Raw genomic sequence first — 13,792 nt, 5'->3', positions numbered from 1 at the left:
AGCGCGGCGACGATGTGGAATCCGTTGTCGAATGGCGGCGTGTCCGACAGGCCGCACAGGAAATCAAGGGCAGCGCAAGGCATGGACATTAGCGGCTATAGTGAGCGCGCCCGCGATCTCGCGCAAGGGTTTCGGAGCGGAGATCGGGCTGACTTGCGCGAACAGCAGGAGGCTGAAAAGCAATGCCAGAAGCAGATCGAGTAGGAGCGCGAACGGCTGGATTTTGATCGTGGGCTGAGCCTATGACTTGTAGCAAGCGATTCCCACAGTGCGGCCCTACAGCGCGATATTTAATGGCGTGGGGCCGCCTATTTGGGGGTAAATTGGGGCCACTAAAATAGGATGTTTTAGAAATTGTATGACTGCTACTCTTCCGGGGTGCTTAATCTATATTGGGAGAGAAATATGCGTGAATTGACGCTTGAAGAAATGATGGGGTTGTGTTGCAAACTTTTCATCAATGGATGAACTGATGGTATCTTGGCTTTTAGTTAGCTGAGTATTTTGGATGTTTAAAGGTCGTCATTTTGATAAGTCTGTCATTCTTCTATGTGCGCGGTGGTACCTGGCTTACAATCTGAGCCTTCGCAATCTGAAAGAAATGATGGCGGAACGTGGCCTCTATTTGGATTATTCAACCGTCCATCGTTGGGTCATCTGCTTCAGCCCCAAACTGCTTGAGCGTTTCTATCAGAAGAAGCGTCAGGTCAGAGGCGAGTGGCTGTACTCATATCGTGCGATCGACAGCAACGGGGATACGGTTGAGTTCTACTTCAGCAAGGAACGTGATTTAATCGCCAAATGCTTTATACGCAAGGCGCTGGCCCGCTACGGCAGGCCAGTGCGCATTACCATTGATGGTAGCCAAACCAACAGAACAGCTATTCTACAATGTGATGCAGAGAACCAGCTCAGTCAGGCTGGCAAGCCTATTGCCGTTCGCTCCAGCAAATATATGAACAACACGATTGAGTAGGATCATCGCCGCATCAAACGACGCACTCGCTCCATGCTAGAGCATTTCCTGTTTTTCTTGAACCATTGGAAATGCTCTATCTCTTTGTTTTTTCGCATTATCCGACGCAAAACCGCTTCGCACTTTTGCTGGAAATGCTCTAGGTTTCAAATCCCAAACCGCAGCCAGCATCACGCTCTCTGGCATTGAACTCATTCACATGATGCGCAAACAACAAGGCATCTTTCCAGCTGCGGCGGCGCTCTCAATCAAACAACAGTTCAAAGCACTCGCGGCATAATTGCCTCCAGAGTTAAGCCATGCTGCATTCAAATCAAATTTTTGCAACACAACCGTGCGGCAATGATGCATGAACCATTGAATTTTATTTTTTCACGAATTATGGCTCGAGTTGACGACCCATAGACATGCATTGGCTCGCGGCGCTGTATGCATACTTTCAGCCGGTGATCACCTTAACCTCCGTAAAGTCTTCAAATCCCCATTTTCCGCCTTCACGACCGTTGCCGGACTGCTTGTAGCCTCCAAACGGGCTGCCGGAACCAAGCGTGGAGCCGTTGATATGCACCATGCCAGCGCGGAGATTCCGCGCAAGGCGTTTGGCGCGATCAACTGATCCGGTTTGCACATAAGCGGATAAACCATAAAGCGTGTCATTCGCGATAGTGGTGGCCTCCTGTTCGTCGGTAAAGGGAATGATGACCAATACTGGACCGAATATCTCTTCGCGGGCAATCGTCATATCGTTCCGTACATCCGCAAATATGGTCGGGCGGACAAAGTTGCCAGCGTTAAACCCGTCGGGATGACCGAGGCCACCCGCAACCAGACGGGCGCCCTCATCAATGCCTGCTTGGATTAGACTTTGAACTTTGTCAAAATGCGCTCTCGATGACAGCGGCCCGATATGGTCGCCTTCGAGAGCTGGATCACCGACCTGCGTCTTATTGGCGGCATTAGCGGCGAGCTGAACGACTTGATCGTAGACCGAATTCTCGACCAGCAATCGGGTAGGGGCATTGCAGGATTGACCAGTATTGTTGAAACATTCAGCAATGGCACGCTCTACCGCGCTTTCGATGTCACTATCCGCGAAAATCAGATTGGGGGACTTTCCTCCGAGTTCGAGCGAGACGCGCTTGACCGTGTCTGCGGCGCCGCGTGCGACCGCTGTGCCCGCACGGGTCGAGCCGGTGAACGACATCATGTCGATGTCCGCGTGGCGTGACATGGCTTCGCCCACGATCAGACCGTCACCATTGACAAGATTGAATACTCCTTTGGGGAGCTCTGCTTCGTGAATGATTTCGGCAAAAAGCATCGCTGACATGGGCGCAATTTCGGAGGGTTTCAAAATTACCGTGCAGCCGACTGCGATCGCGGGAATAACTTTCAAAGCGATCTGGTTCATTGGCCAATTCCATGGAGTAATCAAACCGCAGACGCCAATTGGTTCGCGCACGATCATGTCGCTGGAATTATCTGTTCGTCTTTCTTCAAAATCGAAGTTTTCTAGCGCCTGGGTGAAAGCATTGATGTGATACAAGCCTGCAGCGGCCTGTTGATCGCGGGCCATGGTGATAGGCGCACCCATTTCCAGCGAAATGGTTTTGGCCATATCTTCGAGACGCGCCTCATATATTTCTGCGATTTTGCGCAAGAAGCGGATGCGCTCCGCAACCGGGGTTTCGCTCCACGAAGAGAACGCCGTACGGGCGGCCGCAACCGCTCGATCAACATCCTGAGCAGTGCCTGCTGAAATTGTTGCATACGGCTGCTCATTGGCAGGGTTGACGACGGCAATGGTGTCGGTACCGAAAGGTTTGGTCCAAGTGCCATCGATATAAAAGTCAGTCTTGATGACATCATTTGCGAGCTCAACATTTTGAAGCATCTTATTCGCTTTCTGGTGATAGCGGCGACGTCTATTTGCTGGTTGCAAGGAGGACCGCCGAAGTGACTGGTAATTGTTCATTTTGCAGGCTGACCTTGAATATAACGGTCTCCGCCGGGCACGATCTTGTTTCAGTATCCGAGAAATTGCACCGGCTGCTTGCTCGGGAAGTTGCGGATGGCGGCCCGGAAATCCTGCGTATAAGTGGCTTCCATGAAGGCCGCCTTTTCTGCCTCAAGTTGAGCCGCCAACGAAAGATCGGCAGCAAGCAGTTGCTTGAACAGTCCAAAGGCTCTTGTTGGGCCAGAAGCAATTTTTTGTATCAGGGCGGAAAGCTGTTCCTGGTAACTGCTATCCTCAACCACGTCGTTGACAATCCCGATTTCTCTGGCCTGACTGGCATTGAGTTTGCCACCCTTGAGCATAAGGGCAAGGGCAGCACGCGGCCCCAGCTTTTGCCGAAGATACCAGGTGCCGCCGCAATCGGGGACCGTTGCCAGTCGATCATAAGCAAGAATGAACTCCGCTGATTGACTGCAGATGGCATAATCTGCCGACAGAACCATGCTCAATCCGGCACCAGCTGCCGGTCCGTGTATTGCAGCGATGACAGGCACAGGCAATTGCTGCAGGATTAACAAAGCTGGGTGCATGTGGCGCAATATGCGCTGTAAGACAAGATCAGCCCGATCCGGGTCAGCTGCAAAAGCTGCCACATCTCCACCCGCCATAAAAGCTTTGCCTGCGCCTTTGAGAACGACACAACGTATGCTCTTGTCGGATGCTATGGCTTGCACGGCCTCATGAAAGGCTGCTGCCATCGCCTCGTCGATAGCGTTGTATTTTTCCGGGCGGTTGAATGTGATAGTGCTGACGCCGGTTTCTTTATTTCGGTCGACAAGGATTGGGGTCGTCATTTGTGGGTCCCTTGTTACACTTCTGCAGATTCGGTTGCGGATCAATGCGGCTGGTTTTGATGGTCAATGTGACGCTGCCCAGAATGATGAGTGTGCCGAGAATGGCATTGAGACTCGGATGAATGCCCCAAAACAGCCAGGTGACTGTAATCGACCAGATCAGCCCCGAATAACCGAAGGGGGCGAGGAGGGCAGGTGATGTCATGCGGTAGGCTATGGCGCTCAAACCTATGCCCATGCTGGAGAATGCCGCCGCAGCACCAAACTGGGCAAGGTGCGGGACTTGTAGTCCACGCCAATGCTCAATGGCGAACGGGGCGACAAAGAGCGCCGAAAAGAACGCGCCGAAAAACGAGATCGTCCACAGGTTGTCTTCGGACGGAATCCAACGCGAACTGATAGCATTGATGGCGTAAAACACGCTCGATGTACCAGCCAGTCCCATAGCGTAACTGAAGTTGGATGCCCGTGGATTGATCGCCACAACCACGCCGAGGAAACAAAAGCAGATCGACAACCAAGTGCGAAAGTTGACATTCTCCTTGAGCAGAAAACGAGACATCGCGGTGATAATGACGGGGGTCATGAAGAGAATGACTGTAGCCTCAGCCACAGTCAGAGTTTTCAGGGAAGCGATGTATAAATAGGCGGCGATCAAGCCAAAAGCTCCCCGCAACGCATGGAGACCAATTCTGGCCGACCATATCTTGCTCCGACCGGTTGACCGCACATGAAACAGATAAAGAATTGGCAAAGCCATCAAGCTGCGGATCAAAATGATCGATGATACGTCATAGTCGCCGATGAGAAACTTGGTCGTCGTGTCATTCAAGGTAAAAGCAAGACTGCTTACACAAAGAAGGACGGCACCAAAGAAGCGCAGTGGGATCATGCTGCCCCCTTCAAGCCGGTCGCGATCTGAAAGTATCCGCAAGAACAGCGCTTACGGTAGGGAAGGGCTGTCGCGCCAAGTTTAGTTGCGGTGGTAGGTACGTCACCCATGCCGGTGAGCCATAACCGCGACAGGTTGCCGCTCTGGAGACCACCCCCGAATTATCAAACCCGCTATCTGCGATAGGAGATTCGGGGTTCTTACGTGCTGGTCCGGGGTTGGTAAATTCGACGATGTGAAGCTGTATTTTACACTACGCCATTGATATGTCGTGATCTTTCGCGGTTTCATGGTGTTCGCCTCTCCAACTGGCCCTCTTCATGGGACCCTGACGAAATCATCGTGTTATATCTGCATGTTAATAAAAAGTTGGACGTTCAGCAAATTTTTTGTTTGACTTAATCCGCAGCGAATTTCAGTATCTAATCATGAGGTTTGATTGCAGCAGGGAGTGGCGCGTGAAGACCCGAGTAACTGAGCTATTGAAGACAAAATACCCGATCATCCAAGGTGGAATGCAATGGGTAGGTCGCGCCGAACTTGCATCAGCCGTATCGAATGCTGGCGGCCTTGGAATCCTAACAGCATTGACACAAGCCAGCCCGAAAGCGCTAAGCGAAGAGATCGCTCGCTGCCGTCTAATGACCGACAAACCATTTGGGGTCAATCTCACCATTCTCCCCACCACAGCGCCTCCGCCTTATGAAGAATATCTTGATGCGGCGCTGCAATCGGGTGTGAAGGTGATAGAGACGGCTGGACGCAGCCCGAAAGAGTTCATTGAGAAAATAAAGGCGGCCGGTGCGGTTGTCGTTCACAAGTGCACGGCTGTACGACATGCACTATCAGCGGAACGGGCTGGTGTCGACGCTATCTCCATCGACGGATTTGAAGCGGCTGGACACCCGGGTGAAGACGATATTGGCGGTCTGGTCCTTTTTGCTGCTGCAGCCATGCAGGTAAAAATTCCATTGATCGCCTCGGGCGGTATCGGCACCGGCGAAGGCATGGCAGCCGCTTTTATGCTCGGTGCCGAAGGCGTGAACATGGGTACGCGCTTTTGTGCCACCAAAGAAGCTCCCATCCACGAGCATATCAAACAGGCGCTGGTCAATGCTGGTGAGCGGGACACCAATTTGATCTTCCGAACATTCAGAAACACCGGACGTGTTTTGAAGAATGCAATCTCCGATGAGGTCGTCGCTATCGAAGGTCGGCCGGGTGGTGCGGAATTTACAGATGTTCGACCGCTGGTTTCGGGAGAGCGAGGTCGTCACGCGTTGACAACCGGTGAACTGGACAGCGGCTTGGTCTGGGCAAGTCAGACCCTCGGGCTGATCAAGGATATTCCCAGCTGTCAGGAACTTATCGAGCGCATTGTCAGCGATTGTCACCTTGCTATGACAAGGGGGCTACACGCATTTTCCAACTGACTTTTGTCAGCGGAATACCGAAGAAGGTGCTTTGGAGGAAGTGCCTTTGCCGGTTGTTGCATACAAAAAGACGCGGCTATTGAGCCGCACAGGGAGGAGGAACAATGAAAAAGACATTCATACTGGGTGCAGTGCTTGCCATGGCAGCCGGTTCGGCTGCGGCTGAAGAAAAGGTCAGTTATGCGTCCTACGGCGGCGCTTATCAGGAAGGTGTGCGAAAAGCCATTCTTGACCACTTGCCCCAAGACCATGGCATGACCGTAGTCGATTACGTTCTGGCTGGTGGTATCCGCGATATCCGTACCAAGGTACGTGCAAATGCGGTCGATATCGATGTGGCAGAACTCTATGGCGGTCTGTGTGATCTGGCCGGTAAAGAAGAGCTTCTGGTTCCACTCGATTATTCAAAAATTCCCAATGCTGCCGGGATACCGGAACACCTGCGCTCAAAATATTGGGTAGGCTTCACTGCTTATACGTCGGTCCTTGCCTATAACAAGAACGTTTATGGTGACAAGGGACCGCAAAACTGGACTGACTTCTTCGATACGGAAAAGTTCCCCGGCAGTCGCGCTATCTCGGGCAATTCGCCAGCGACGAATATGGAAATTGCCCTGATGGCCGACGGTGTGGCCAAGGACAAGATCTATCCCATTGATATGGAGAGGGCGATGGCCAAATGGTCTACGCTGAAACCGAATATCAGTGTTCAGTGGGCCACGGGCGCACAGGCGACCCAGCTCGCAACTTCCGAAGAGGTCGATATGTTGGCGATCTGGGCAGCACGTATAGACGCTGCCATCAAGGAAGGCGCACCATATACCTATAAGCTTGATGACGCGGTGATGGATGTGGAATGCCTGGTCATTCCCAAAAATTCACCCAATCCAGAAGGTGCAATGCGCCTGATCAACCATCTGCTCGATCCCAAATATCAGGCGAACCTGCCAAACTATATCGCCTATGGGCCGATGAACCAGGATGCGTTCAAACAGGGGCTTGTGCCACCCGAAAAGGCGGCAAGCATTGTCACGAGCACTGAGAATATCAAGAAGCAGCTCATCACCAACATGCCGTACTGGGCCGAAAATCATGAAAAGGCGCAGACCATGTGGGACAAGGCAATGATGCAATAGCCGGTTATGGTGGATTGGAGGCTTTGGCCTCCAATCCGGGAATTTTCTTCATGGAGCCCAAGATTACAATCTGTAGCTAACACCGCTGCGGTGTCCTGTTGTGCGCTGATGGAAAGCAGAAATGAAACACTCCTCGACGACGGCTTTGCCGGTTACGATCCAATCACTGTCCAAACATTACGGTTCGGTCCGGGCGGTTGACGATGTATCGCTGGCGATTAAAGCCGGTGAATTTCTCACATTGCTCGGCCCATCCGGGTCCGGAAAAACAAGCCTTCTGATGATGATTGCGGGCTTTTCCCGTCCGACGGATGGTTCGATCAGGATTGGTACACAGGAAATCGTGCATCTCCCGCCCCATAAGCGCAATATTGGCATGGTTTTTCAGAACTATGCCTTGTTCCCGCATATGTCAGTATTCGAGAATGTCGCATATCCGCTGCGTTTGCGTAGGGTCGGCCGTGCCGAGATCGAGGAGCGGGTCAGGAAAGTGCTCGATCTGGTGCAGCTCGGTGGCTATGGCGAGCGCAAGATTACTGAATTGTCCGGTGGTCAGCGCCAGCGTATAGCCCTTGCGCGCGCTATCGTGTTCGAACCGCGCATTCTGCTGATGGATGAACCCTTGTCGGCGCTTGACAAGCAACTGCGCGAAACCATGCAGATCGAAATCCGCAAACTGCATGACCGTCTGGATATGACGACCATTTCCGTCACGCATGATCAGCGTGAAGCGCTCACCATGTCGGACCGGATAGCGGTATTTTCGAAGGGCAAACTGGCCCAGATCGCGTCGCCGACCGATCTTTATGAACACCCGGAAAGCCGCTTTGTTGCTGAATTCATTGGAGAAACCAGTTTTCTGCCGCTCCGGCGTACAAACGCAGGTGTCAGCTATGGCGATCAGGGCGTGAACTTGTCGGATGATGTTGGCGAACTGCACGACGATATGTTGCTGAGCATGCGCCCCGAGCGCTTGCGTTTCGCCACAGATGAAGCAGCTGCGCGAGCATCGGGAGCCAACTTGTTTTCCGGCCAGGTTGTGACGGCCATTTACCAGGGTGAATGTCTGCTCTTCGAGGTCATGCTGGATGGTGGCAATAAGGTATTCACAAGGATTGCCAACCGATCGGAAAATCTGCGTGCGGTGCCTAAGGTTGGTGAACGCGTGGCGCTGCGTCTGGAACGGGCGGACGCGCGGCTTGTACGCGCGGAGGCTTGATGATGACAAAAGCTGTTGTCTCTTTTCCAGTTGCAGACCCCAAGCCGGTGACGCGAGCCGAACTGAATGAAAACCGCCGCGCGCTGAACCGCCAACAAAAATACGAAAGCTGGTCGATGGTGCGCCTCACCATCCCTGCGCTCGCTATCGTTGGCATTTTGATGGTGGCACCGCTGTTGTGGCTGCTGTCGATGTCTTTTGTCGACGTCAATGGAGAATATGGTCTCGGCAATTTCCGACTATTCTTTTCGGAACCTGTCTATATCGAGATGTTTCTCAATACCTTCAAGATCGCGCTCATCGTCACCGTTATCTGCCTGCTGCTCGGCTATCCGGTTGCCTATCTGATGTCTATTCTGGCACCTAAATGGGCAGGATTACTGATGTTGGCAGTGCTGGTGCCTTTCTGGACTTCCGGGCTGGTGCGCACCTTTTCATGGCTGATCATTTTGCAGCGCAACGGCGTGGTCAACAAGTCATTGCAAGGCCTTGGCTTGATTAATCAGCCGCTTGCATTGGTCAACAACACGACCGGTGTGGTCATCGGTATGGTTCATATCATGATCCCGTTTCTGGTGTTGCCGCTTTATGCTTCGATGAAGGCCATTGACGCCAATCTGATGCGCGCTGCCGCCAATGTGGGGTCGTCACCGACGCACGCTTTCCTGCGTATCTTCTTTCCGCTTTCAATGCCTGGATTGGTCGCCGGCGCCATAATGGTGTTCGTCATGTGTCTCGGCTTTTACATAACGCCCGCACTGCTCGGCGGTGGCAAGGTGAAGATGATCGCGCAGCGCATTGAGGAGATGATCTCGCTCTACCCGACATGGGGCCCTGCGGCGGCTCTTGCGGTATTGCTCCTGGCAATGACGGCTCTTTGCTTGTGGATCAGTCTGGTGCTGGTGCGCCGGCTGTCGTCGGATCGATAGGTGGTATGATGGAAGCTCACGTTTCTCACCGTGCACGTCTCTGGCTCTACATTCTTGTCGGACTGGTGCTGTTTTTCCTGATCGTTCCGACCCTGATCGTCATTCCGGTCTCGTTCAGTTCAACGACCTCGCTCATGTTTCCACCACCAGGCTGGTCTACACGCTGGTACGCATCATTTTTCGGTCAGGAAAAGTGGATCAGCTCGCTGTGGGTATCGTTGCGGGTTGCATTTGGGACCATGATCGTTGCCACTGTTACCGGCGTGGCAGCATCCTATGCCCTTAATCAAGGTCGCATCGCTGTCCAGGGCCTCTTGAAGACGGTGCTGGTTGCGCCGCTGGCAGTGCCTTCGATCCTGATCGCCGTTGGCATTTTCTTTGTCTATGCCAAGATCGGTATGCTGCTGAACACCATTTGGGGCATGATCCTCGGCCATTCCGTGGTTGCGATGCCGTTCGTGATCCTGACTATGCTTGCGGGCTTCAGCAGTTATGACTCATCGCAGGAAATGGTGGCACGCAGTCTCGGTGCCAATAGGCTAAAAGCTTTTTTGACTGTCACTTTGCCACAGCTCAAGCTTTCAGTCGCCACCTCGATGCTGTTGTCATTCCTGATCTCTTTTGACGAATTGATCATTTCGCTGATGGTGGCATCGGGGCCAATGTCGACATTGCCGAGAGTTACCTTCTCCACTCTGCGTGATGATCTCGATCCTACATTGGCGGCGGTTTCAACACTTATGCTGATCGTCACATCGCTACCGCCGCTCCTGCTGCACATTTACAGCCAGCGAACAGCAAAGAACGGTGGTTGATATGATTGCAGAACTTAACCGAGAAATGGATGGCTTTGTTCATCTTGAGAGGCACGGACCCGTACTCGAAATCCGTATGGTCAAGCCAAAGGTCAATGCGATCTGCCGCAGTCTAAGCCGCAATCTGGAGAAAGCAGCGCTCTATCTGCAAAACGATCCCGATCTGCGCGTCGGTATTTTGTCGAGCGGGTCAGAGCGTGCCTTTTCAGCTGGCTATGATTTCAAGGAAGGAACGGATCAGAACACTGGTGCGAGCATTAAAGGCGCAAAAGAGGGCGGCTTCGGCGGCATCACGACGCTATGGTCGCTCAAAAAGCCGCTGATCGCTGCTATCAACGCCCCTGCTATTGGCGGAGGTCTCGAAATATCGTTGGCTTGCGATATTTTGTTAATGGCAGATGACGCCTTCATCCAGTTGCCCGAGCTTGAGCGGGGACTGCTGCCCGACGGTGGGGGACTGCAACGCCTGCCGCGCCGCATTCCTTATTATGTGGCAACTGCAATGATCTGGACCGGCGAACGCATGAGCGCACAGGAAGCGCAGCGTTGGGGTCTGGTTTATCGCACCGTGTCACGAGAAAATCTTATGCCGATGGCATTGGAAATAGCCCGGAAAATTGCGTGGTCCGCACCACTGGCACAACAGGCGTTGAAAGAAGCGCTGCGTGCCGTGGACGGCATATCAGACCGTGATGCCATGCAATTGCGAGCCGATGACAATCCGGAGCTGTCCACCTTTGCCGCTATGCTGTCCTCGGAGGATATGATCGAAGGCCAAAAAGCCTTCCTCGAAAAACGACCACCGCGCTGGCGCGGACGCTGAACCAATAACTGAATGACAATTGAGACTGCCCAATCCTTGGGGCTGGGCAGAAAGGGAGAGCTATGTACAAATTTCTGGAAATTGAACGTCATGACGCGGTGGGCGTTATAGCGCTCAACCGGCCGGAGGCGCGTAATGCGCTCGGTATGGGGATCACCATAGAACTGCGCAAGGCACTAAAGGAAGCGGCTGCTGACCAAAGTCTGCGCACCCTTATTCTGGCTGGACGCGGTGGTGCCTTTTCAGCTGGTGCAGACGTGAAAGAATGGGCGGCGGGCAGAACGGATTGGCCGGATATGAACTGGGTGGAGGAGTCGCTGCGACTGGTTCAGCAGGTTCATGAAATGCCCAAGCCGGTTATTGCCATGATTGACGGTGCTGCCGTGGGCGCCGGTCTTGATATGGCTCTGGCCTGCGATTTCCGCTACGCATCCGAAAAGGCCAAGTTTATCTGTTCCTATACCAATGTCGGTTACAACCCCGACTGTGGTGGAACCTGGTTGATGCCACGCGTGATCGGTCTCGAGGCTGCAAAGCGTTTTGCCTATACGGGCGAATTATGGACCGCGCCGGTCGCGCTTCAGAACCGGCTTGTCACCCATGTCAGCAGTTCGGACAATCTATGGCAGGACACGCTCGCCTTCGCTCGTCAATTGGCAAGCGGGCCGACGGTGGCCATTGCCCAAACCAAGAAACTGCTGAACAGCGCCCATGCGCGCAGCCTTTCCGATCAACAGCTGGAAGAAGTAGCTGCGGGCAAGGTCTGCGGACAGACAAAAGATCACAAAGAAGGCCTGGCTGCTGCCAATGAGCGCCGCGCCCCGAATTTCATCGGCGCGTAAAGGGGGAATATCATGGATTTTGCATTAAGTTTCGAACAACAGGCGCTCATCGACTCGTTGGAAGAGTTCTGCAAGCGGGAACTTTACCCGCACGAGAATCTTGTTGAGGAACTCCGGTATGTTCCTGAGGAGATCAAGAAAGAAATTCAGCAAAAATCGGTCGAAGCGGGCTTTGCCGGGATGAACCTGCCGGAAGAATGGGGCGGCCCGGGTCTCGACAAGCAGACCAAGATGCAGGCTGAACGCGTACTTGGCAAATCGAGCGCCGCGCTCACCATGTGCATGAACCGCGGCGTTACCGGCATCCTTTTCAAATGCAAGGGCGAACAGATTGAAAAATATCTGAAGCCAGCCATCCGTGGTGAACGTAAGGATGCCTTCGCTCTCACAGAACCGGGTGCGGGGTCGGACGCTCGCGGCATTACGACCAAGGCCGTGCGCGACGGAGATCATTGGGTCATCAACGGAGTGAAACAGTTCATCTCTCACGCCGATATTGCAGATTTCATCGTTCTCATTGCCGTTACCGGCGTGGATGAAACGCCGCGTGGACCACGCAAGCGCTTTACAGCCTTTCTCCTCGACAAAACTTTGCCGGGACTGCGTGTCGAACCGATGAAGTCGATCGTCACCCGCGGCTATAATCCGACGATGGTCTATCTCGAAGATGTTCGCGTTCATAGCGATGATATTCTGGGCGAAGAGGGCAAGGGCTTCGACACTGCCAATGAGTGGCTCTACGATGGCCGGGTTGCTTTGGCCGCCCATTGTGTCGGTCGTTCTGAACGCATCTTCGAAATGACCAAGGAATGGGCCGGAACCCGCAAGGCGTTTGGCAAAACAATTGGCGAATTCCAGGGGGTCGGTTTCAAGGTTGCCAATATGGCGGTTGATATAAAGCTCGGCGATCTTATGGTGAAAGAAGCCGCGTGGAAAATTGAGAATCAGACGATGAACCGCACTGAAGCGTCAATGGTGAATTACTGGTGCTCGGAAATGGTGTTCCGGGTTGCGGATGATGCCGTGCAAATCTTTGGTGGCATGGGTGTCATGGAAGAATTCCCCATCCAGCGTTTCTGGCGAGATGCGCGTATTGAGCGTATTTGGGAAGGTACCTCTGAGGTTCATCAGGATATTATCGCAAAGGATCTGTTGAGACCGTATCAACAATAAGTGTCGCCGTTAGTTATCGGCCTTCGAGAAGGTAAAGAATGCGGAAAGCTGTCAAAAAGAGGCAAACCAACGAAATCAGACGACAGGATCTGATCCTTGCGACGCTGAATTCAATAGTCAAACATGGTTATCTGAATTCAACGATCAACACGATCAGTGAAGAATCTGGTTTTTCACGTGGATTGATAAACCACTATTTTGACAGCAAGGAAGATCTGCTGACTGCAGCACATCGCTATTACCTTCAAAATGGGGACGATTATTACCGGCACCTTGTATCATCGGTGAAGACCGGGAATTTCGATACGCTATACTTTGTTGCCTGTGGGCCATTTTTCCACGGACGCGGATATCAGCAGGTTCATATTCACTACAACAGTGCCGCCTGGATTGTTCCAGAAATCATGGCACTGCACCGCGAACTTTGGGGCAAATATCGGGCGTTTCTGGGACGCCGGCTTGCCAAGGTCGCGGCAGAAAAGAATATGGAAATTGATGTCCGCCTGGCGGCCATCGCTCTTACGCAATTGGCGGACGGGCTATGGCATGGCTGGGCCATGGAAGAAGCCTATTCGGCCGAAGATTGCTGTATCATCATCCGCAAATGGCTATGCGATCTGTTTGGCGAAAATCCAGCTGATCATCCGCTGCTGCCCGATTTTGATGTGGAGAATTTCCCGACGTCTGCACCTCTTACCAGTCAACTTGGAACAAGCGCTGCCGTGGAAGATTAAGCCCGCTGG

General features: G+C 53.0%; 13 protein-coding genes and 2 pseudogenes. 12 read left to right on the top strand and 3 right to left on the bottom strand.

Annotation, left to right across the window (positions count from 1 at the left end):
- Positions 1-12: 12 nt before the first annotated feature.
- The 3 genes and pseudogenes from C9380_RS21325 to C9380_RS27710 all read left to right on the top strand — a co-directional run.
- Positions 13-204, top strand: a complete 192-nt coding sequence (locus tag C9380_RS21325; protein WP_128094587.1) for a hypothetical protein — start codon at positions 13-15, stop codon at positions 202-204.
- Between the two features lie 304 nt (positions 205-508).
- A pseudogene (locus C9380_RS21320) lies at positions 509-973 on the top strand (IS6 family transposase); the annotation flags it as partial.
- Positions 974-1,115: 142 nt separating this feature from the next.
- Positions 1,116-1,256 (top strand): annotated as a pseudogene (locus C9380_RS27710) (IS6 family transposase); the annotation flags it as partial.
- 159 nt (positions 1,257-1,415) lie between these two features.
- Here the strand turns inward: C9380_RS27710 and C9380_RS21315 are convergent.
- From C9380_RS21315 to C9380_RS21300, 3 genes are all read right to left on the bottom strand, one after another.
- Positions 1,416-2,870, bottom strand: coding sequence for an aldehyde dehydrogenase family protein (locus C9380_RS21315; protein ID WP_128094586.1), 1,455 nt, complete (start codon positions 2,868-2,870; stop codon positions 1,416-1,418).
- A 131-nt stretch (positions 2,871-3,001) separates the two neighbouring features.
- Positions 3,002-3,787: an enoyl-CoA hydratase/isomerase family protein gene (locus tag C9380_RS21310; RefSeq protein WP_128094585.1), complete on the bottom strand. Its 786-nt coding sequence runs from the start codon at positions 3,785-3,787 to the stop codon at positions 3,002-3,004.
- A complete protein-coding gene (locus tag C9380_RS21300; RefSeq protein WP_235822449.1) occupies positions 3,756-4,679 on the bottom strand; it encodes a DMT family transporter in 924 nt (307 codons plus the stop codon). Before C9380_RS21300 ends, C9380_RS21310 begins: the two co-directional genes overlap by 32 nt.
- Positions 4,680-5,107: 428 nt before the next feature.
- On the opposite strand from C9380_RS21300, the gene C9380_RS21295 reads away from it, so the two are divergent.
- From C9380_RS21295 to C9380_RS21255, 9 genes are all read left to right on the top strand, one after another.
- Positions 5,108-6,112, top strand: coding sequence for an NAD(P)H-dependent flavin oxidoreductase (locus C9380_RS21295; RefSeq protein WP_235822450.1), 1,005 nt, complete (start codon positions 5,108-5,110; stop codon positions 6,110-6,112).
- A gap of 104 nt (positions 6,113-6,216) precedes the next feature.
- Complete coding sequence (locus C9380_RS21290) at positions 6,217-7,248, top strand: ABC transporter substrate-binding protein (protein WP_105535496.1); 1,032 nt, start codon at positions 6,217-6,219, stop codon at positions 7,246-7,248.
- Between the two features lie 121 nt (positions 7,249-7,369).
- Positions 7,370-8,467: an ABC transporter ATP-binding protein gene (locus C9380_RS21285; protein WP_105535497.1), complete on the top strand. Its 1,098-nt coding sequence runs from the start codon at positions 7,370-7,372 to the stop codon at positions 8,465-8,467.
- A complete protein-coding gene (locus C9380_RS21280) occupies positions 8,467-9,396 on the top strand; it encodes an ABC transporter permease (protein WP_100558259.1) in 930 nt (309 codons plus the stop codon). Before C9380_RS21285 ends, C9380_RS21280 begins: the two co-directional genes overlap by 1 nt.
- Positions 9,351-10,211, top strand: coding sequence for an ABC transporter permease (locus C9380_RS21275; RefSeq protein ID WP_247877711.1), 861 nt, complete (start codon positions 9,351-9,353; stop codon positions 10,209-10,211). The genes C9380_RS21280 and C9380_RS21275 overlap by 46 nt, the downstream gene beginning before the upstream one ends.
- A 1-nt stretch (position 10,212) precedes the next feature.
- Positions 10,213-11,034, top strand: coding sequence for an enoyl-CoA hydratase-related protein (locus C9380_RS21270; RefSeq protein ID WP_128094584.1), 822 nt, complete (start codon positions 10,213-10,215; stop codon positions 11,032-11,034).
- Between the two features lie 62 nt (positions 11,035-11,096).
- On the top strand, positions 11,097-11,876 hold the full coding sequence (locus C9380_RS21265; protein ID WP_128094583.1) for an enoyl-CoA hydratase/isomerase family protein: 780 nt from the start codon (positions 11,097-11,099) through the stop codon (positions 11,874-11,876).
- Between the two features lie 12 nt (positions 11,877-11,888).
- A complete protein-coding gene (locus tag C9380_RS21260) occupies positions 11,889-13,049 on the top strand; it encodes an acyl-CoA dehydrogenase family protein (protein ID WP_105535499.1) in 1,161 nt (386 codons plus the stop codon).
- Positions 13,050-13,087: 38 nt separating this feature from the next.
- On the top strand, positions 13,088-13,783 hold the full coding sequence (locus C9380_RS21255; RefSeq protein ID WP_100558262.1) for a TetR/AcrR family transcriptional regulator: 696 nt from the start codon (positions 13,088-13,090) through the stop codon (positions 13,781-13,783).
- Positions 13,784-13,792: the final 9 nt, after the last annotated feature.

Origin of the sequence: Brucella pituitosa (assembly GCF_003049685.1) — a bacterium.
Lineage (GTDB): Bacteria > Pseudomonadota > Alphaproteobacteria > Rhizobiales > Rhizobiaceae > Brucella > Brucella pituitosa.
The sequence above is the reverse complement of the archived record's forward strand: the minus strand, read 5'-3'. Positions and strand labels throughout refer to the sequence as shown.